Genomic DNA, 21,756 nt, shown 5'->3' on the forward strand with positions numbered 1-21,756 from the left:
ATTCCTCCTTGATTATAATGTATAAATATAATATATAATGTATATTAATTACTATATTCGTATTGTAGCAGAGATAAATTTTTATGCAATAGTTTTTATAATTATAGAAAAATGTTTATATTTTCTGAAAATTAATGTGCTTTTTATTAGATTTTTATAAGTTAGAGTAAATGGAGAAGGATAAATATTATTCAAATAATATGCATTGATAGTGGAATTGAGCGTCTCGAAACTTCTGGCTGTCACAATTGAGGGAAGTTTCACTAATAATTGAGAGGAATTGAGTATGGATCCTGTAAAAAAGGATCATTTTAATGGAGACTTTGGATATGGATAAAGGTTCTTGGCAATTTAAGGGCCATATTCCCCTTCATAATCCTTTATTGCGTCATTTCGGGAGGGAATTGCGTCATTATTTAATTTATTGCGTCGTTTTTCCATTATTTGCGTCATTTTAATAAGGAATTGCGTTTTTTGGTAAACAAAGGAATATGTCAACTCCCCACTTCCAACCAACATAAAAAACCCGTCAAGCTTCTCACTCTACCTGTGAGAAACCTGACGGGCTATTTTCATCTTACTTACACTTCTTCACAATACTGATCGAAGTACGATTGAATTTTGTTCACAACCGACATTGGGTCGTGACCTTCAATTTCATGTCTTTCTACCATCGTCAATAATTTTCCGTCTTTTAATAGAGCAAATGACGGTGAGGATGGCGGGTAACCTGTAAAGTAGCTGCGCGCTTTCGCTGTAGCTTCTTTATCCTGGCCAGCGAAAACCGTCACTAATTGATCCGGACGTTTATCGTAGTGAATGGAATGAGCTGCTGCTGGGCGAGCGATTCCTCCTGCACAACCACAAACAGAGTTGATCATAACAAGTGTAGTACCTTCTTTAGCGAAAGCTTGAACTACTTCTTCTTCACTAGTTAATTGAGTATAACCGGCTTGTTCGATTTCTTGACGAGCCTGACGAACAACGTCGTTCATAAATAAGTTGAAATCTATATCCATACTTGAACTCTCCTTTTAATCGCTGACTTAATCATTCTCCATAAAAACAGGAAATTTGATGTACCACTATCATAACAATTTCAAACCATATCTTTCAATTAAAATTAACTAAACCATTCAATGAATTGCTCCTTTGTACAACTTTAGCAATTCTTCTACTGCCTGAGAAGTCGTAAAATCTCCTTCTTTCACTCGATTTTCCATATGAGGAAGGGAAGACTTTATGTTTTGGTGAAAAAAGAAGTCTGAGAGAACCCTTTCTTTCAACATCGTATGAAACCATTCCTGCTTTTGGAGAAGTCGTCTTTCTTCAAAGACGCCCTGTTCTTTTGTTTGCTTCTGGAACTGTTGAATCACATCCCACATTTCTTGTAATCCATCATTTTTTAAAGCTGAACAGGTATAAGCCTTTGAACTCCAGCCTTTTGTTGCTGGAGTGAGAAAGTGCAGGATTTGGTTCAGCTCTCTTTTGGTTTTCTCGGCGAGAAGCTTATTCTCTCCGTCGGCCTTATTGACAAGCAGAGCATCGGCAAGCTCCATGATTCCTTTTTTCATGCCTTGTAGCTCGTCCCCGGCGCCAGTGATGACAAGCAGGAGGAAGAAATCCACCATTTGTCTCACCATTACTTCACTTTGGCCAACCCCAACGGTTTCGATAATGATCAGGTCATATCCAGCCGCTTCGCATAAGAGGAGGGTTTCATTTGTCTTTCGATGAACCCCTCCCAGTGTACCGGCAGTGGGGGATGGCCTGACAAAGGCACGGCGATTTTTCGATAATTGTTCCATCCTTGTTTTATCCCCTAAAATACTCCCCCCGGAAATGGAGGAGCTTGGATCAATCGCAAGGACGGCAACCCGGAGTCCAGATTCGCATAACATTTCCCCGAAAGCTTCTATAAATGTACTTTTCCCCGCACCCGGTACACCAGTGATGCCGATCCGAAAGCTTTTTCCTGTATAAGGAAGGAGCTCTTGCAACAGTTCCTGTCCCTTGGCATAATGCTGCTCAGCATTGCTTTCAATCAGCGTGATGGCCTTCGCCAAGGAGCTACGGTCGCCATTCAAGACCCCGTCCTTTAATTCGGTAATCGATACAGATCCCTTTTTTTTCTTCACAAACCGCTTCTTTCGCCCTGAATCATGCTCTGCCATTATTCAGCCACTTCCTCATAACCCAGCACTTCATAAATTTCTTTGATGACTTTTTGTGCAGCAACGGGTATGATCGTCCCTGGTCCAAAAACGGCAGAGGCTCCGTTATTCAATAGGAAGTCATAATCCTTAGCCGGAATCACTCCACCAATGACAACGAGAATGTCTTCTCTGCCTAATTTCTTTAGTTCCGCTACCAATTGAGGCAGGAGTGTTTTATGTCCTGCGGCTAATGAACTTACACCGATGACATGAACGTCATTTTCGACTGCTTGCAGGGCCGTTTCTTCCGGCGTCTGGAACAATGGTCCGATATCCACATCAAAGCCAAGGTCTGCGAACGCCGTGCTAATCACCTTAGCACCTCTGTCATGACCGTCCTGTCCCATCTTCGCAATAAGGATACGGGGTCTTCTTCCTTCGTTTTCCAAAAACTCTTCTGTCATCTCTTTTACTACATTGATTTCTTGTTCATTTGAAAAATTCGAGCTGTACACCCCGCTTATACTTCTAATCGTCGCTTTATGTCGTCCTGAAACTTTTTCTATCGCATCGGATATTTCTCCTAATGTGGCACGTGCCCTCGCTGCTTCAACCGCTTTCTCAAGGAGATTCCCTTCCCCTGTTTCTGCTGCATGGGTTAATGCTTGAAGGGCTTCGATCACTCTCTCTTGATTTCTTTCTTCTTTAAGCTTTCGGATTCGTTCTACTTGTTTTTGTCTTACAACCGTATTATCGATATCCAATGTTTCAATCGGGTCTTCCTTGTCGAGGCGATATTTATTTACGCCTATAATCGCTTCGTCTCCTGAATCAATCATCGCCTGCCTTCTGGCAGCCGCTTCCTCGATCCGCATTTTCGGCAATCCAGTTTCAATCGCCTTCGTCATGCCGCCAAGCTCTTCAATTTCTTCAATGTGCTCCCATGCCTTTTCCATCAGCTGATCGGTTAAGGATTCAACATAATGGGATCCTGCCCATGGATCAATCACCTTCGTAATACCGGTTTCCTCTTGAAGATACAGCTGTGTATTACGGGCGATCCGCGCTGAAAAGTCTGTCGGCAGGGCAATCGCTTCGTCCAGTGCATTGGTATGAAGGGATTGTGTGTGGCCCATGGCTGCTGCATGCGCCTCAAGTAACGTACGAATGACATTATTATAAGGATCCTGCTCCGTTAGACTCCACCCGGATGTTTGGGAGTGAGTCCTTAACGCCATGGATTTAGGATTCTGAGGGTCGAATGTTTTCATCATTCTTGCCCAAATCCTTCTTGCCGCTCTCATTTTGGCTACTTCCATGAAATAATTCATGCCGATGGCCCAGAAGAATGATAATCTCGGTGCAAATGAGTCGATATCGATTCCTGCCTGCAAACCAGTCCGAACATACTCAAGACCATCCGCCAATGTATAAGCTAACTCAATATCGGCAGGTGCTCCCGCTTCCTGCATGTGATACCCGGAAATACTGATGCTATTAAACTTAGGCATATGTTTGGACGTATACTCAAAGATATCGGCAATGATCTTCATGGATGTTTCAGGAGGATAAATATATGTGTTTCGAACCATATACTCTTTCAAAATATCATTTTGAATCGTACCGGACAGCTTATCCTGTGAAACACCTTGTTCTTCTGCCGTCACGATATAAAACGCAAGGATGGGTAATACCGCTCCGTTCATTGTCATGGAAACAGACATTTGATCAAGAGGAATCCCATCAAACAAAATCTTCATATCCAGAATCGAATCAATGGCTACTCCCGCTTTCCCTACATCCCCCACTACCCGCGGATGATCGGAATCATAACCGCGATGAGTGGCTAAGTCAAAAGCGACAGACAGTCCTTTCTGCCCCATACTTAAATTTCTTCTATAGAACGCATTGCTTTCTTCTGCTGTTGAAAATCCTGCATACTGCCGTACCGTCCAAGGACGATTCACATACATGGTTGGGTACGGTCCCCTTGTATATGGAGCCAAACCTGGGAGGTCTTCTCCATGATTCTTAGAGTCCTGTTCTGAATAAAGAGACTTAATGACAATCTTCTCATTCGTTTCATATGTGTCGCCCGATAGAGGAATACCTTTCATTCTACCTTCGTTCGAATAGGGGTTGATTTGCTGCCAATCAGGCTTTGTCATTTTCTGTTCCCTCCTCCCAGATGGTTAATAGCTCATCGACTTTTTCAAGTATATTTTGTTTGTTGTAAACGGAACCGTTTAAGCCGTTACCAAACCACTCACCTTTATGCTTATCTGGAATTTGCCCAGCTATGTCAATGACAATGGCAGGATCTATATGATGAATCGATTCTATCAGCATAGTGAGTTTGTCTTGATACTCTTCATCCTTCCCACAAACCACATAGTACGGATAGCGGGTTTCCTCTACGAATTGAAGAACCTCTTCCTTAGAGAAGCACTCTTTACTCTGACTTGCATGAATGCCCCCAGCAGCTAGAAAGCCTTTCACAAAATCTGCACGGGGCTTATATGTTTTTAGATCGCCTAATCCAATAAGACCTGCAACTGGTTTTGTTTTCAAATTCTGGGCTCTTCCCCTTAATCTTTCAAAAGGAAGGGATAATCTGTCCGGCCCGGTTAAAGGAAGAGCGGGAAGTGTCTCATCCAGATTCGCATAGATATTCGTCCCGATCATCGAGTTTTTTCTTGTGGCTAAATCATGAATACGCGACTCTCTCACTCTATTTATTTTTTCATATATGGAACCATTTTTCAGACAGGCAAGAATTCCCCCGTCTCCTTCAACGTCTTGAAATTCCTTCCATGATAGCTTCCCTATTTCTTCTGATAACCATTCCACATAATAAGAACCGCCTCCAGGGTCCACCACTTTATCCAAGTGAGCTTCTTCACCGAGGATCAGTTGAGTATTCCGGGCAATTCTTTCAGAAAATGCGTTCACTTCCCCACTCACTTCATTAAAGGGAGAAACGACAAGATAGTCTACTCCTGCAAGAATCGCAGAAAATGCTTCTCCACCCCCGCGGAGCATATTGACATATGAATCGAGCGTGGATTTATTATATTGAGACGTTTCTGCACTGGTGCTGATGGATTGTGCAATGATATCATCTGATAGCCCATAAGAAGATAATACCTCTTGCCATAATTTCTTGAAGGCCCGGATTTTGGCTACTTCCATAAAGAAATGGCTTCCGACTGAAAAGTGAAAATGCATTTTCTCAGCAATTCTAGCGATGGACCAGCCTTTTTCCTGCAGTACTTCAATATAAGAGACCCCTTCACTAAGGGCATAAGCCAATTCCTGTGTGGCACTCGCTCCTTTATTATGATACGATGCAGAATTGATAATAATCGACTTTACACCCGGAAGGTGCTTGTCTGCTTCTTCTACAACCTCTAACCAGTTCCCTATTTCAGGCCCATCTGTAAATGCACTCTCGGAAATAGGGTCGAATCCTATGACACCGATGATTTCCTTCAGTTCAGGTATATCCTTCATGCGCTGAATGGAGGATGCCGTATTCTTTTCAATGACAAATATAGGAGCATGGTACTCTGTTACTTCTTTGATAAAATGATCGAAGCCATCCGTTATGTCTAATTCTCCAACTGCAAATGAAAGACAGTTTTGCCCCCGGGATAATGCGTCCTTCATTGCTGATGCAAGTTCTTCCCATGATCCCCTTTTTATTGGTTGAGCAATAAACCACTTCGGAGTACGCTCCATTCTTCTTTTGACATCTGGGATATAGGCTCTCACCCTATCCCGTTCTGGTACATCTTTCGCTGTATATAACGGTTTAAGTTCAATATTTTCATAGGTTTTTGTATGTAAAGAACGAATCCCTTTCCCCTTTAACGCTTTTTCAGCTGCTTCCTGCCATTCTGTAAGTGTTCGTCGACTGAATGATTGTTCTTTCATATCACTAAGCTTCATAATACCCCTCTTTCAACCTGCATTTTTGTAATCGTTTACATATTCACTTGAAGAATTTCACTAAACTAGTAGGAGTGCGCATTGAAAATTCGAAATGTTTATACTAATACTATTTTAGTATATAAAAAAAATCGTATTTCTTCAATGTATCTGGAAGATGTGTACAAAAAGAAAGAAAAGTCGACGTGGTCGACTCTTCTCCCATTAAGCTCTATTTTTTTGTATTGATATACAATTTACCTTCTGCACGTTTCGTCGTTACATTTCCGTAATCATCGGAAATTTTCACTTCAATCAGGGCCCCAGGTGCTTTTACGTTTGAAGTGGCCGTATAGTAACCAACGTAATGACCTTCAGATGTTTCCATCATCGGCAGCTCATTGGCGTTTGTTACTTGCGTTCGTGTATTTGTCAGTGGCATTTGGATAACAAACGTTGCTTCTAATCCAGGCTCACTGTCAAATTCAATTTTCACAGATTCACCACTTTTCAGATAAATATCTTCATCCGGAAGGAGATTGTTAATGGAAATGTCACCAAATTTAGCGAAAACTGTCACGCTTTGTTTCTTTTTATTTCCCGCTTTATCCTTCGCTACGACCTGGATGATATTTTCACCTTCATTCAGAAGCAATCTGTGAGTGAACTCACCATCGCTAACTGAAGCTTTCTCTCCGTTAACTTTCACCCATGCGAGGTTATCATCGACGATCGTTCCTTCTACAGTGATGGCCTCACGATTCGTTTTCATTCCTTCTTTCGGAGACGTGATGGCAAGCTCAGGCTTCACTTGATCAAGGGTGATGGTTACAGGCTCAGATGGCCCTGTCATACCTTGTTCGGTTGCTGCTTTCGCTGTTATCGTATTCTCTCCATCGTGTAAAGAAACATCTGCGGAGAATGTGCCATCTTCCATTGTTTCTGCTGTTACCACTTCCTCGTCACCATTAAAGAGATGAACCGTTGTGGTTGGAGCAGAAGTCCCTTCAACCGTAACCGTTTCCGTATTCGTGAATGATCCACCTTTTGGTGATGTGATGACTGGTGCAGTGACTTCATAATTCACCGTTGCACGAATCATGTAGTTCCCTTCATCTTCTGGAGATGGCGACCATGCTCCTCCAACAAATTGCCAGCTTCTTGCGGCATTTTCCCCATCTTCATCTGTTCCAAGTCCTGGTGCATTCGGATTTGGAGCTGATTGAATGTAAACCATGTAGAAATCGCCGTCCACCATGATGCCATGCTGGCTTAAATCTACATGTGTCCATTCACCATTACGTAAAGCAGTTCCATCAAATGGACCGGCTATTTTCTTACCAGGCGCTCCGTCAGGACCTGATGCATCATAAACAGCGACCTGGAATTCCGTCCCTCCTGGTACAGGCCATTCTGTATCCCAGAAGCGGAATAGTCCACCTGTCACCAAAGCTGTATCATTCCCATCTTCCAAGGACATTTTTACAGCCCAGCCGTTTCCTGCATCATAGAATGCACGGGCGTTTTCGGCTGTACCATCATCGTACCCGATCTCACCTGGATATCCGATGAATGGTTCTAATGAAATGTCAGCATTTGTTACTTCTCCGCCTTCAACCGTCACACTCACTTCCTTACTATAGTAGTAAGGGGCAACCACTTTGAGCGTGTACTCACCTTCATATGCCTCCAGTTCATACTCACCATTTTCGTTCGTTTCTACCGGCTCTACTACAGCGTCTTCCAGTAAGAAGACAGTAGCTCCCTCAACCGGTTCTCCAGAGATTTCATTTGTGACTGTTCCAGTAATATTCCCTTGAGGAATCTCTTCGAGTGTAAAATTGGCACTAGACGTTTGATCTGCTTCAATCGTTACACTTTGTGTTTGAGATCTGAAACCATAGGTTGAAGCTTGCAGTGTAAAGTCACCTGCTGCATGCGTCATTTCGTATGATCCATTTGCAGGGTTTGTATACACAGAACGGCCTGTTTCCAGGACACTCACTTCTGCTTGAAGCGGAAGTAATACCGGTGCCGCTTTGTCTTCTATAGGTGCTTCTTTCGTTACTTTTTTAGCCAAATTGATTTTATTCGGATTCACACTTGCTTTCTTTGAAACAGACGATGATGTCTCGTCCTTTGATTTCAATCCAAGGTTCATCTTTTTAGCTGGAAGAATCGTCTCTCCACTTAGTTTCACATCATCGACGTACCACCCTTGTTTCACTACACTTCCATCTGTTGTAACATTGAAAGCGACGTAGATTCGCTGACCGGCATATTGACTTAGATCCACTTCTCCGTCAATCCAGCCTTCCGTATTTCCATTTACACGAAGCGCCTGTGTCCACGTTTCACCGTCAGTGGATACAAAGACATGCCCGTAGTCATAGTTTCTTTCAAGCTCGTGCCACTGCTTGAATTGCAAGAAGCTATTGCCTTCTGGTAAATCAATCGGAGGCATTTGCAAGGACATATTGGCTCTGTTGGCATACGTACCATCCAGGCTCGTTGCATATACTTTTTCACCTGAAGCAGCGTTTCCTGGTCCATTTGCAGGCGCGCCCCACTCCCAGCTGTTCTCTTGGCCATATGAGGTCCAACCAGAAGGGGAAGACTCAAAGTCCTGTTCGTATCCGACTGTGATTCCTGGAAGAAGAGTGACAGAATAAGCATCCGTTTCTACTTCATTTCCACCAAAGTCCATTGCGACCCATTTGTAGGTAACACTATCTCCTGTCAGTGCTTCTCCGGGAATGGTCGCTTCATAGGTTCCTGATTTATAGTCACCTGCAGATCTTGTTGCTTCAACAGATTCCCATGCGCCATCCTGATTTTGATAATGTAATGAAGCATTTGTTACGCTCACATTATCACTTACTTCCGCTTGTAGTGGCAAACTCATTCTTTCAAATGCTTCTTCGGGGGCTTCATGACTGATTACTGGAGCTTCAGTGTCATCCCCTTCTTTAGAAACCTGCCCTTCAACTTTTCCAATTCCGCTCATTACGGATGAAACGGCATCAAATGCGTTAACTAATCCATGACCATATCCATTGTTAGGCGTTTCAGGGAAAGTACCGTCAGTCAATGGAACAGCAGTTGACATTAAGATTTCTTCCATTTCGTCAACCGTCAAACTTGCATCCACTTGTCTCAACAATGCTGCAACTGCAGAGACGTGAGGACCCGCCATTGATGTACCATTCCATCCGCCTTCGTAGTTACTTCCTGGTACTGAAGAGCGAATATTCACTCCCGGTGCGGATATTTCAGGTTTAACTTCCTCGTAAGGAGAAGGACCTTGTAGTGAGAAACTTCCAAGGTTGTCATTAATATCAGTTGCGCCCGTTGCAAATGACTCAGGGTAATTTGCAGGATTAGCGATTGAACCCGGGCCACCAGGATTAAATAATGTTGTATTACCTGCAGAAAACTCAGGGAATATTTCGGCCGCTCTCCAGGCATTCACCATATCCCGGTACCACTCGTCAAGACCGGCACCGCCACCCCATGAGTTATTGACAACATCTGGAGCCATTTCCGGATGCGGGTTGCCCTCAGCATCCTTAGGAGCAAGAATCCATTCTCCCGCTTCTAATAAATCAACATCTGTTCCTCCATTAGCCGTGAATGCTTTGACAGCAATCCACTTTGCACCTGGAGCGACTCCAATCTGATTGCTTCCGTCAGGCTCAGACCCAACCATTGTACCCGTAACATGGGTACCATGACCTTGATCATCATATGGTGCACCTTGACCGGCAGTGGCATCAAACCAGCTAAACTCATGATCAGGTGTATCAGGATTTTGAGGGTCATACCCTCTGTATTTTTCCATTAATGCCGGATGGTTCCATTGAACACCTGTATCAATCGATGCTACAACGGTTCCTGCTCCATCAATTCCCATATCCCAAACCGCCGGTGCACCCACTCGGTCGATATTCCATTCAATGGAGGCAGGGCTGTTTTGAACTTCTTTTTCTGCAACATTTGCAGCTGAACCTTCAGCTTTTGCCGGTTGAATGAGTTGACGCGTTTCATTCGGTAAGATTTTCTCAACTTCAGCAAATGTTGAAATTTTATCCATTACCTCTTTTGTGGAAGTAACGGCCATTCCATTTACAACATAGAAGTCTTTTATTTCTTTTACTGCACCGGACTTCTTCTGTTTCGTTAAGTATTCTTTCACTTCTGCTTGAGATTCAAGGGCTGTGGCACGAAGCTCGGAAACGACCATATTTCGTTTCAGTAATTTTTTGCTGTTAGCGGACAGCTTCTGCTTTTTCGCTTTTTCAGTCGCCTTCTTAGCTACAGCTTCTGTATCCAGCTGCTCCTTGAACTTCACTAAGTATGTGACGTGCTTATCTTTCTTGAATTGATCCTGCAGTTTCGTTGTGATCTTTGATTGTGGACTTATTTTTGCTGTTTCGTTTGCTGAAGTGGATGGTTTTTCTTTGGCTGGTGCTGATTGTGAGGTATTCGCTGCCCCTGCATTGAATGGAAACATTAACGGGACAAACATTACTAAGGTGAGTACAATGGATAACCATCTTGCCTTACGCTTTCTACCTGTCATTTAATTCCCTCCCACTAATTTTTGAATTCCTTCAGTAAATCCGACACCTCCTTGCTTCACCCACTTGGTAAAAAGTAGATGTTAAACCAAACATAACCAATTATGATGTAAAATGTTGTAAGTTTATGTCGGATTAAATCTGAATATTCAGAAATTAATAGAAAAGTCACATGTACTCTCTTTGAGCGTATGTACATAGTAATAAAATGAATATAACTAGAGGAATATTATGGGTACTAAAGAACTTTTCATAGGGTAAAAGGATGGAGTATTTCTACTTTTTTCATTTAAGCAAGAAATAATTGAGCTAGAAGACACAGGAGAATACTTTTACATATCGGCACTTAAAAAACGTCCTATAAGTGGTTTAATAAATCATTTCAGAATATTCTTCCAGGAATATTCTACCTGAATTTCCCGGATGGTTCAGTCTATCATTAAATTTTTATAAACCATTCTATCTAGAAATAAATAATAATAAGGACTAACCACCCAGGGTCAGTCCTTATAACGATTAATATACAGATGTATTTTCTTTTGAAGTGTTTTCTAAGATTTCTTTAACACGCTGTAAGAATCTTCCGCAAACCAGACCATCCAGAACACGGTGATCAAGTGACATACATAAGTTCACCATATCTCGAACTGCGATCATTCCGTTGTTCATGACAACCGGACGTTTCACAATCGATTCTACTTGAAGGATTGCTGCTTGTGGGTAATTGATGATGCCCATCGATTGTACTGAACCAAATGACCCGGTATTGTTAACAGTAAATGTGCCTCCCTGCATATCTTGGGATGTCAATTTACCGCTTCGAACTTTTCCGGCAAGCTCAGTGATTTCTCTGGCAATTCCTTTGATCGTTTTTTCGTCTGCATTTTTAATCACAGGCACATACAATGCATCGTCTGTAGCTACTGCAATGGAAAGATTGATGTCTTTCTTCTGCACAATCTTATCCCCAGCCCACATAGAGTTGATTTGTGGATATTCTTTTAGGGCTTGGGCAACAGCTTTCACGAAAAATGCGAAGAAAGTAAGATTAAAGCCTTCACGCTGCTTGAATTCTGTCTTAAGTGAATTTCTGTAGTCTACCAGGTTGGTTACATCCACTTCCATCATGGTCCATGCATGTGGAGCTTCATGTTTACTGCGTACCATGTTGGATGCAATCGCTTTGCGGATCCCTGAAACCGGGATCTCAATATCACCAGGGACGACAGGAACGTTCGCTGCAGCTGTTTGTTGTTTAGCCGGTTGCTCCGGTGCCGATTCTTTCACAGCTTGTTGTGGTGCCTGTGCTTCAGCTTTAGGTGCAGGTGCTTCTCCCGCTTTCGGGATAGAACCTGATTCAATGATCTTCTTTAGGTCCTTACGAGTGATACGACCACCGTTCCCAGTGCCTTCCACCTGGTTCAGATCGATATCATGCTCTTGAGATAGTTTTAATACGGCTGGAGAATACCTGGCTTTATTTCCACTATCTTTGTTTGGAGCTTTTGGCTTAGCTGGAGCCGATCCTTTTGCTTCCTCTTTAGGCTCTTCTTTCGGAGCTTCTTCAGCAGGTGCCGAACCTCCACCTTCAACTTCAATCGAACAAATGATTTCCCCGACTTCAAGAGTGTCTCCTTCTTCAGCAATTAATTCTTTAATTGTACCGGTGAAGGATGACGGTACTTCTGCATTTACTTTATCTGTTTGAACTTCTGCAATCGGATCATATTTATTGACGGTATCACCGGGTGACACCAACCATTTACTAATTGTACCTTCTGTAACACTTTCCCCTAGCTGAGGCATTTTCATATTTTCAATACCCATGAGGAACCCTCCTTACTGTGCGTTTAATTGATATTCAATGTGTTTAAAATTCTGCAAGTTCACGCATTGCTTTTTCTACTTTGTCCGGGTTAATCATAAAGTATTTTTCCATTGTCGGAGCATACGGCATTGCAGGAACGTCAGGACCAGCAAGGCGTTTGATAGGAGCATCAAGCTCGAATAAACAGTTTTCAGCAATAATCGCAGAAACCTCACCCATGATGCTTCCCTCTTTATTGTCTTCTGTCACCAGGAGCACTTTACCTGTTTTAGAAGCTGCTTCAATGATCGCTTCTTTATCTAATGGATAAATCGTACGTAAATCCAGGATGTGCGCTTCAATTCCGTCTTGAGCAAGCTTTTCCGCTGCTTGAAGAGCAAAGTGAACACACAGACCATATGTGATCACTGTGATGTCCTCTCCTTCACGCTTCACGTCTGCTTTCCCGATTGGAAGAGTGTAGTCATCCTCAGGCACTTCACCTTTGATCAAGCGATAAGCACGTTTATGCTCAAAGAATAATACCGGATCTTCATCACGAATAGCCGCTTTCAGTAAGCCCTTCACATCATAAGGAGTAGATGGCATGACAATTTTCAATCCTGGTTGATTAGCGAACACAGCCTCTACCGATTGTGAATGATATAGAGCCCCATGAACTCCTCCACCGTAAGGAGCACGAATAACCATCGGACAACTCCAATCATTATTCGAACGGTAACGTATACGTGCTGCTTCAGAAATGATTTGGTTAACTGCCGGCATAATGAAATCAGCAAATTGCATTTCAGCAATTGGTCTCATACCATACATGGCAGCTCCGATTCCAACTCCAGCGATAGCCGATTCTGCAAGCGGGGTATCAATGACACGCTCTTCTCCAAATTGATCATACAATCCGTGAGTCGCTTTGAATACTCCACCTTTTTTCCCGACATCTTCTCCAAGAACGAATACTTTTTCATCACGTTCCATTTCTTCTCTTATTGCCATCGTTACGGCATCAATATATGAAATTACTGGCATGATTGAATTCCCCCTTACTTCTCTTCTGCATAAACATACTTCATCGCTGATTCTGCTTCAGCATATGGAGCATTTTCTGCATAATCCGTTGCTTCGTTCACGAGCTTCATAACACGATCATTGATTTCTTTCTCAATGTCATCGTTCATAACGCCTGTTTCTTTCAGGTAAGCACCAAACGTGATGATTGGATCGTTTGTTTTCGCTTTCGCTACTTCATCTGGAGAACGATAGCTTCTGTCATCATCATCCGAGGAGTGAGGAGTTAAACGATACGAAACCGTTTCAACCAGAGTTGGCCCTTCTCCACGACGACCACGATCTGCTGCTTCCTTGACAGCTTTATATACTTCGATTGGATCATTTCCATCAACCGTGATTCCCGGCATACCGTACCCAATGGCACGATCGGACACTTTCTCACATGCTAATTGCTTTTCGATTGGAACAGAAATCGCATATTTGTTGTTTTCACACATGAAAATAACAGGAAGTTTATGTACACCAGCAAAGTTTGCTCCTTCATGGAAATCTCCCTGGTTGGACGATCCTTCCCCGAATGTCACAAACGTTACAACGTCTTTCTTCTCCATTTTCCCGGCAAGGGCGATACCAACCGCATGTGGCACTTGAGTGGTTACAGGAGATGAACCCGTTACGATATTATTTTTCTTTTGCCCAAAGTGACCAGGCATCTGACGTCCGCCCGAGTTTGGATCTTCTGCTTTCGCAAAACCTGATAACATCAATTCTTTAGCCGTCATCCCGAATGTTAATACCACTCCCATGTCACGGTAGTACGGAAGAACATAATCCTTTTCACGATCTAAAGCGAATGCAGCACCAACTTGAGCCGCTTCCTGACCTTGACATGAAATAACAAATGGGATTTTACCCGAACGGTTCAGTAACCACATACGCTCATCAATTTTTCTGGCAAGGAGCATGGTTTCATACATTTCTAATACTTTCTCATTGGAAAGTCCTAACTCTTCATGACGATTTTCTGCCATTTTGTTTACCTCCTACACAATCTAATGGTTGGAAAGGTAGAGAGGATCTCTACCTTATAATATTTTTTGTTGAAGACGGCCAAAAAAGCCATATACGCTTTTCTATTTGTCCAGCTGCGCCTCCTTGGCCCTCGAGGTCACAATGGATAAATCCCATAAGGCAAAGTACGCCTTTTGGGATTTCCCCATTGTGCTTGTCGGGCCAGAACAGTCGGCTTCTCTTTTCTATGAGTGAATCGCTTTTCCATCAACAGCCAATGCGGCTTCTCCGATCGCTTCTGAAAGGGATGGATGAGGGTGGATGGTGTGCGCGATTTCCCAAGGGGTTGCGTCCAATACTTTAGCAAGTCCCGCTTCTGAAATCATGTCCGTTACATGCGGACCAATCATGTGTACACCTAGAATGTCATCAGTGTCTTTGTCAGCTATAATTTTGACAAATCCATCAGATTCTCCATATACGAGTGCTTTTCCGATTGCTCTGAAGCTGAATTTACCAGTCTTCAGGTTATATCCCTTTTCTTTCGCTTCCTGCTCCGTAATCCCTACGCTTGCAATTTCGGGATTACTATAGATGCATTTTGAAATGAGGGAATAGTCAATAGGATGAGGCTTCTCATTCGCCATATGTTCCACTGCTGTGATTCCTTCGTGAGAAGCAACGTGAGCTAATTGAAGACCACCGATGACATCTCCGATCGCGTAAATATGAGACTCTTTTGTTTGGAAGAAATCATTCACTTCAATAAAGCCTTTTTCAACTTTAATATCTGTGTTCTCTAAGCCAATGCCTTCAACATTCGCTTGTCTACCAACTGATACAAGGATTTTTTCTGCAGTAAAGGATTTTTCTTCTCCTTTATGCTCAGCTTTAATGGTCACCTCTCCGTCCCCTTTTTCTAAGGATTCAGGAAGCACTTTTGCACTTGTCACAATTTTGACGCCTTTTTTCTTCATTAAGCGCTGCATTTCTTTAGAAATCTCATGGTCTTCGGTTGGGACGATTTTATCAGCGTATTCCACCACGGTTACCTCTACATCAAAGTCAGACAGCATGGAAGCCCACTCAATACCGATGACCCCTCCGCCGACGATGATGATCGATTTAGGAAGAGCTTCAAGTGAAAGCGCTTCATCTGAGGATAATACGTATTCTCCATCAATATCTAGTCCCGGTAATGAACGGGGTCTGGAACCTGTTGCAACGATCACATTCTTAGGGATCAACATAGCATTATCTTCCCCGTTGTTCATTTCAACCGAAATTGTCCCAGGCATCGGAGAGAAAATCGAAGGTCCTAAAATGCGTCCAAGTCCTTCAAATACATCGATCTTGCCTTGTTTCATCAAGTGTTGAACACCTTTGTGAAGCTGTTCAACGATCCCGTCTTTTCTAGATTGAACTTTTGTGAAATCTAATTCTACCCCATTGATTTTCACACCGAAATCTTCACTGTGTTTAGCTGTAGCATATACTTCAGCACTGCGAAGAAGAGCTTTACTGGGTATACATCCTTTGTGTAAGCATGTCCCCCCCAGTTTTCCTTTTTCAACGATTGCTGTTTTTAATCCAAGTTGAGAAGCACGAATGGCGGCTACATAGCCACCTGTGCCTCCCCCTAGAATGACTAAATCATATTCTTCTGCCAATCTTGAGTCCTCCTTGCTCTTATACTCTTGCTTCTTCTTTTACATTTCCAGGGTACACCTTATAGTCTTCTTCACTTCGCAAGACCCTTAATGCCCCTTCCGCAAGAGCTTGCAGTTCATTTTCTCCTGGTTGAATCACGACATCCGCTATCCAATTGATTCGATTGCTTATCGCCTTTACAAACTCTTTACCATAAGCAAGTCCACCCGTTAGCACAATGGCGTCTACTTTACCATTAAGGACGGCACTTGCTGCCCCGATCTCTTTAGCAATTTGATATGCCATCGCATCGTACACGGCTTTGGCATTTTCATCGCCATTTTCAATCATCTTCTCTACTTTTACTGCATCGTTTGTTCCAAGATAACCGACTAAGCCACCTTGACCAACGAGTTTCTTCATGATTTCATCACGGTAATAATCACCTGAGAAGCATAGGTCAACTAAATCACCCGCTGGAACCGTACCTGCTCTTTCAGGACTGAATGGGCCATCGCCATGTAAACCATTATTCACATCTACGACTTTCCCATTGCGGTGGGCACCGACGGTAATTCCACCACCCATATGAGTGACGATCAGGTTAAGGTCCTCATATTTCTTTCCGAGTTCCTTTGCAACTCTTCTTGCTACCGCTTTCTGATTTAATGCATGGAAAATACTCTTTCTTTCAATGAGTGAAAACCCTGAAACCCGGGCAAGGGATTGCAGCTCGTCCACTACAACAGGGTCGACAATATAAGACGGAATGTTTAATCCAGAAGCAATTTCAAATGCTATAATCCCACCAAGGTTTGATGCATGCTGACCTGAAAAACCTTCCTTAAGATCCTTTAGCATGTCATCATTCACTAAGTAGGTGCCGCCTTCTATCGGTCTAAGAAGGCCTCCACGGCCACAAACAGCACTTAGCTTTGAAATGTTGATCCCTTCTTCATCTAACGTTTGAAGAATGGTATCCTTTCTGAATTCATACTGATCAATGATAGTTGGAAATTCATTAATCTTTTCTGTATCATGACGAATTGTCTTTTCAAAGATAGATCGATCATCATCGAAAACACCAATCTTGGTTGATGTCGATCCAGGGTTAATGACTAATATCCGATGTTTGTTTTCTTGCACTGTTGTTACCTCCATTTGGGTAGCTATTATTGTAATGTTTGTTCGTAGAATTTTTCCCCTATGATAGATAACCCCTTAATCTGTTCGATGTTCGCATTAACAGGGAAGAAACGCTCTACTCTTGTTAGAAGTAAAGCGTTTTTTCTTCTAATTATCCACGTCTGCTTAAAATATGTTGACCGTTTTGTAAGAACTGGCTTCTTGAACGGCGCATTTTCTCGATTCTCTCTTCCGCCATACGATCAGCAGCTACGTAAGTTGGAACATTATCACGTTTAGCGATTTCAATAACCCGCTCAACGTTGTTGTACACTTGCTCCACTTTCTTCATCGCTCTTTCACTATTGTAACCGTATAATTCATCCGCTACGTTGATGACTCCACCTGCATTGATGACATAGTCAGGTGCATAAACGATACCCATTTCATGAATTGCGTCACCATGACGAGTTTCTTTTAATTGGTTATTCGCAGCCCCTGCAATGACTTTTGCTTTTAGCTGAGGAATGGTTTCGTCGTTGATGATCGCTCCTAGGGCACATGGTGCAAAGATGTCACAGTCAACTCCATAAATTTCGTTGATATCAACAGCTTTTGCCCCGAATTCATCTACTGCACGCTGAACCGCTTCTTTATTGATATCTGTAACGATCAGATTTGCTCCTTCTTCGTGAAGATGGCGGCACATATTGTACGCAACATTACCGATTCCTTGAACGGCGATCGTTTTTCCTTCAAGTGAATCCGTTCCGAATGCCTCTTTCGCTGCCGCTTTAATCCCTCGGTATACGCCGTACGCAGTTACTGGAGATGGGTTACCTGAAGATCCAAACGCTGGTGAAATACCTGTAACATAATCTGTTTCTTCATGGATCAAGTCCATATCAGCAACTGTTGTCCCCACATCTTCAGCCGTAATATAACGACCGTTCAGTCCTTGAATGTAGCGACCAAATGCACGGAACATTTCTTCATTCTTATCTTTGCGAGGGTCACCGATAATGACCGTTTTCCCTCCACCTAAATTAAGACCTGCTGCAGCATTCTTGTACGTCATACCGCGTGCAAGGCGAAGCGCATCTTCAATCGCCGCTTCTTCGGATTCATATGTCCACATACGAGTCCCACCAAGTGCAGGTCCAAGTGTAGTATCATGAATCGCAATGATTGCTTTCAAACCTGATGATTCATCTTGACAGAATACCAATTGCTCATAATCATATTGTTCCATATAGCTAAAAATTTTCATTTTCATTTCCCCCTAAAGTCTTATATGTTTTGATTTGTATCACTAATTATTTGAAGCAGAGCATATAGCCAGTGCCAGTGAATATAATTTACTTTCTGCACTGTCGGCTCTGGATGTTAATACGATTGGTGCTTTTGCTCCAGCGATCACAGCCCCTACTTTCGCTTTTGCAAAATAGATCAGGGACTTGTAAAGAGCATTGCCTGTTTCGATATTTGGAACGAGAAGGATATCCGCTTGTCCTGCGACTTCACTTTCAATCCCTTTATGTTCAGCAGCGTGGTGTGAAACTGCATTATCCAAGGCTAATGGACCATCCACGGCACAATTTCGGATCTGACCTCTTTGATTCATCATCGTAAGAGAAGCAGCATCAACTGTTGCCTGCATAGAAGGATTCACTACTTCAACTGCCGCTATTGGAGCTACTTTTGGATGGAAAACACCGATCGAACGGGCAATCTCGACGGCATTTTCAATAATTTGCGCTTTTTGCTGGAGATCAGGTGCAATATTCATCGCTGCATCCGTAATAAATGTCAGTCTATCAAACCCTTCCACCTCAAAAGCTGCTACATGTGATAAAACATTGCCTGTGCGGAGACCCCACTCTTTATTCAATACTGCTTTTAAAATAACAGCAGTAGGGACATTCCCTTTCATCAGGGCACCTGCTTCATTTTCCTTCACAGCCTTTACAGCCAGTTCGGCTGATTTCTGCGGCGAAAATGCATGCTTGATTTTAATGCTGCTGTGAGATCGAAGTTGCGGTGCGACCTCTTCTATAAGAGAGATGATTTCTTCTTTATCGCCAAAAAGTAAAAATTTGGCCATATCTTTTTCAACTGCCATAGCGACAGCCCCAAGGACTTCTTTATCTTCTGCAGCAGCAACCGCTACAGTGGAATTTTCTATCTGGGTTGCTTTTTCCACCAAAGATTGTAGATTCATGTATGTCGTTTCAACCCCTTTTTTCTGTTATTATGTTCCCACAAAACCTCTTGCAAGAACCGTGCCAACTTTCAATATGCTGAAAACGCTTTATTCGATCATGTTTGTTCATGCAATATTTTTCATACCACGCAAATTATTTCATGCTAATTATTTCAATGTTATATTTTTCAATTTTATAATACAAGTTTCGAACAGACACATTTAATGCTTTGGCAGTTGCTGTTTTATTACCATTATTCTGCTCCAAAACCCTTTGGATTATATTTTTTTCATATTGTTCCACTTGCGTTGCAAGGTCCTTAACGGTGCCCTCCGTCTCATAAGGAACTTCTTTAACAAGGGTTTTAGACGTATTTTCCAGTTGAGGTAAATGCTTGATGTCTATCTTCACTTCGTTGTAATTCATAAAGATAATGGCCCTTCCCAATACATTTTCAAGCTCTCTTACATTACCCGGCCAATGATAATTCATTAAGTTATTCATTGCTTGCTCTGTTACCCCTTCAACATTTCTACCGTAATCCTGATTGATCTTCGTAATAAGGGTTTCGGCAATGCGGGGAATATCTGATTTACGATGTCTTAGTGGCGGAATCTGAATGGGCATTCGATTGAGCCTATAGTAAAGATCTTCTCTGAATGAGCCGTCAGCGATTCCTTTTTCCAGATTCACATTTGTCGCTGCAATGACCCTGACGTTAATCTGGATGGATTTTGTCCCCCCCACACGAACGATCTCGTTTTCCTGCAGGACCCTCAGTAACTTAGCTTGAGTATTGGCACTCAATTCTCCAATTTCATCAAGAAAGATACTTCCATTATTCGCTTCTTCAAACAAACCTCGCTTACCTCCCCGCTTCGCTCCTGAAAATGCACCTTCTTCATAACCAAATAATTCACTTTCCAATAAGTTCTCTGATAGTGCGGCACAATTGACCCGCAGGAATTTGTTGAACTTTCGATTACTCGCATTATGTATAGCGTGTGCAAATAATTCTTTCCCTGTACCGGATTCACCCCTGAGAAGAACTGTGGCAGGCGTTTTTGCCCCTAATTTAGCTTGTTCTACCGCAATCATCATTTCCTCTGAATCCCCTATGATGTCTTCAAACATATACTTCGCTTCAAGAGTGCGAATAATTCTTCTGGCCCGATCCAACTCCTGAGTAAGTGACTGAATCTCGGACATATCATGAATGACGCCTACACTCCCCTTGAGTTTACCATTCACGATAATAGGAGCTACATTAACAATAACTTCTTTTCGCTTCGGACCTACCCGCATCCTCGTTCCCCTGATGGCTCTTCTTGTTTGCAAGACTTTCAAGTGGATACTCTCTCCTTCAGAAATGTCTGCCGTTGCCGGTTTTCCAATTACTTCTTGTTGGGAGAGTCCTGTGATTCTTGTATAAGCAGGGTTTATTAATATCCCTTTCCCTTCTTCGTCGACTACTGAGATTGCATCATCACTGGAATGAATGATGGCTTCAAGCATCGTTTGAATTTCTTTAAGATTCGTTATTTCCTCTGCAAGATTCACGACTTCCGTGATATCTTTAAATACAGAAAAAGCTCCGATAATTTCATCATTGTCCGTAATCATTGGAATACGATTGGAAATGATTTTCAGCCCATTGTCCAAAACAACTTCCTGATGAATTTCAGTTCGTCTGGTTTCAATCGTGGTGGTTAATTTACTCTCTGGAATCACATCAGAAATATGCAGCCCCATTACGTCTTCCTGGTCCTTACCGATCATTCTTTCTGCACTTTTATTGAAGAGCATCACATTTCCCTGATCGTCTATTCCGACCATACCATCATCAGTAGAGTTAAAAATGAGGTCTCTTTTAAAGGATTCACTTGTTAATTGATGGATGAGATCTTCCTTCTCTTCCAGAAGCTTTGAAATAAGAAAGGCAACACTGCCTGGAATAATAACGGTGTTCTTCCCCCGCCTATCTCTTATATTTTCAAACACTTTTTGTTCACCGGTCACTTCAATGACGATATCAACAGAATCGTTCAGGAATTGTCGCCAATCAGTACCAACCGGTATCCCCAGCTCTTTAGCCAACAACATCCCTGAAGCGTTTTCATTTAGGTCTACAACTGCGATCACTTTCATGACGGAAGCTTCGTGGAGGATTTTCAAGATGGCTGTTCCACCCTTACCCCCGCCGACAATTAGAACCTCTTGCAACATTTTTCACCCCGATTATCGATACCTGCAATTTTTTTCAC

At 42.6% G+C, this 21,756-nt stretch carries 13 protein-coding genes; all 13 read right to left on the reverse strand.

Translation table 11 applies throughout. The annotated features are described in order from the left end of the window. Positions 1 to 581: 581 nt before the first annotated feature. Positions 582 to 1,019, reverse strand: a complete 438-nt coding sequence (locus tag Q1B03_RS03485) for a BrxA/BrxB family bacilliredoxin (RefSeq protein ID WP_299738256.1) — start codon at positions 1,017 to 1,019, stop codon at positions 582 to 584. Between the two features lie 117 nt (positions 1,020 to 1,136). Beyond that, positions 1,137 to 2,174: a methylmalonyl Co-A mutase-associated GTPase MeaB gene (gene meaB / locus Q1B03_RS03490; protein ID WP_299738258.1), complete on the reverse strand. Its 1,038-nt coding sequence runs from the start codon at positions 2,172 to 2,174 to the stop codon at positions 1,137 to 1,139. After that, positions 2,174 to 4,273: a methylmalonyl-CoA mutase gene (gene scpA, locus Q1B03_RS03495; protein ID WP_299739596.1), complete on the reverse strand. Its 2,100-nt coding sequence runs from the start codon at positions 4,271 to 4,273 to the stop codon at positions 2,174 to 2,176. The genes meaB and scpA overlap by 1 nt, the downstream gene beginning before the upstream one ends. A gap of 37 nt (positions 4,274 to 4,310) precedes the next feature. Beyond that, positions 4,311 to 6,107: a methylmalonyl-CoA mutase family protein gene (locus Q1B03_RS03500; RefSeq protein WP_299738260.1), complete on the reverse strand. Its 1,797-nt coding sequence runs from the start codon at positions 6,105 to 6,107 to the stop codon at positions 4,311 to 4,313. A 211-nt stretch (positions 6,108 to 6,318) separates the two neighbouring features. Further along, on the reverse strand, positions 6,319 to 10,668 hold the full coding sequence (locus tag Q1B03_RS03505) for a S8 family serine peptidase (RefSeq protein WP_299738262.1): 4,350 nt from the start codon (positions 10,666 to 10,668) through the stop codon (positions 6,319 to 6,321). A 514-nt stretch (positions 10,669 to 11,182) separates the two neighbouring features. After that, the gene (locus Q1B03_RS03510; protein WP_299738264.1) at positions 11,183 to 12,493 is read right to left on the reverse strand and encodes a dihydrolipoamide acetyltransferase family protein; all 1,311 of its coding nucleotides are present in this window, start codon (positions 12,491 to 12,493) and stop codon (positions 11,183 to 11,185) included. Between the two features lie 43 nt (positions 12,494 to 12,536). Beyond that, on the reverse strand, positions 12,537 to 13,520 hold the full coding sequence (locus Q1B03_RS03515) for an alpha-ketoacid dehydrogenase subunit beta (RefSeq protein WP_299738265.1): 984 nt from the start codon (positions 13,518 to 13,520) through the stop codon (positions 12,537 to 12,539). Between the two features lie 14 nt (positions 13,521 to 13,534). Further along, entirely contained in the window at positions 13,535 to 14,533 is a 999-nt protein-coding gene (locus Q1B03_RS03520; RefSeq protein WP_299738267.1) for a thiamine pyrophosphate-dependent dehydrogenase E1 component subunit alpha, read from the reverse strand. Positions 14,534 to 14,758: 225 nt separating this feature from the next. Further along, positions 14,759 to 16,183, reverse strand: coding sequence for a dihydrolipoyl dehydrogenase (lpdA, locus tag Q1B03_RS03525; protein WP_299738269.1), 1,425 nt, complete (start codon positions 16,181 to 16,183; stop codon positions 14,759 to 14,761). Between the two features lie 19 nt (positions 16,184 to 16,202). Then, entirely contained in the window at positions 16,203 to 17,324 is a 1,122-nt protein-coding gene (gene buk / locus Q1B03_RS03530; RefSeq protein WP_299738271.1) for a butyrate kinase, read from the reverse strand. Between the two features lie 136 nt (positions 17,325 to 17,460). Continuing rightward, the gene (gene bcd, locus Q1B03_RS03535; RefSeq protein ID WP_299738273.1) at positions 17,461 to 18,558 is read right to left on the reverse strand and encodes a branched-chain amino acid dehydrogenase; all 1,098 of its coding nucleotides are present in this window, start codon (positions 18,556 to 18,558) and stop codon (positions 17,461 to 17,463) included. Between the two features lie 42 nt (positions 18,559 to 18,600). Next, a complete protein-coding gene (gene yqiS, locus Q1B03_RS03540; RefSeq protein ID WP_299738275.1) occupies positions 18,601 to 19,509 on the reverse strand; it encodes a phosphate butyryltransferase in 909 nt (302 codons plus the stop codon). 136 nt (positions 19,510 to 19,645) lie between these two features. Beyond that, on the reverse strand, positions 19,646 to 21,715 hold the full coding sequence (locus tag Q1B03_RS03545; protein ID WP_299739598.1) for a sigma 54-interacting transcriptional regulator: 2,070 nt from the start codon (positions 21,713 to 21,715) through the stop codon (positions 19,646 to 19,648). Positions 21,716 to 21,756: the final 41 nt, after the last annotated feature.

Origin of the sequence: uncultured Rossellomorea sp. (assembly GCF_947488365.1) — a bacterium.
GTDB lineage: Bacteria > Bacillota > Bacilli > Bacillales > Bacillaceae_B > Rossellomorea.

Bases quoted from the DNA above. Each gene is read 5' to 3' on its own strand.
- Q1B03_RS03485 (WP_299738256.1), bottom strand. From the start codon at position 1,019: ATGGATATAGATTTCAACTTATTTATGAACGACGTTGTTCGTCAGGCT.
- meaB (WP_299738258.1), bottom strand. From the start codon at position 2,174: ATGGCAGAGCATGATTCAGGGCGAAAGAAGCGGTTTGTGAAGAAAAAA.
- scpA (WP_299739596.1), bottom strand. From the start codon at position 4,273: ATGAAAGGTATTCCTCTATCGGGCGACACATATGAAACGAATGAGAAG.
- Q1B03_RS03500 (WP_299738260.1), bottom strand. From the start codon at position 6,107: ATGAAGCTTAGTGATATGAAAGAACAATCATTCAGTCGACGAACACTT.
- Q1B03_RS03505 (WP_299738262.1), bottom strand. From the start codon at position 10,668: ATGACAGGTAGAAAGCGTAAGGCAAGATGGTTATCCATTGTACTCACC.
- Q1B03_RS03510 (WP_299738264.1), bottom strand. From the start codon at position 12,493: ATGGGTATTGAAAATATGAAAATGCCTCAGCTAGGGGAAAGTGTTACA.
- Q1B03_RS03515 (WP_299738265.1), bottom strand. From the start codon at position 13,520: ATGCCAGTAATTTCATATATTGATGCCGTAACGATGGCAATAAGAGAA.
- Q1B03_RS03520 (WP_299738267.1), bottom strand. From the start codon at position 14,533: ATGGCAGAAAATCGTCATGAAGAGTTAGGACTTTCCAATGAGAAAGTA.
- buk (WP_299738271.1), bottom strand. From the start codon at position 17,324: ATGGAGGTAACAACAGTGCAAGAAAACAAACATCGGATATTAGTCATT.
- bcd (WP_299738273.1), bottom strand. From the start codon at position 18,558: ATGAAAATTTTTAGCTATATGGAACAATATGATTATGAGCAATTGGTA.
- yqiS (WP_299738275.1), bottom strand. From the start codon at position 19,509: ATGAATCTACAATCTTTGGTGGAAAAAGCAACCCAGATAGAAAATTCC.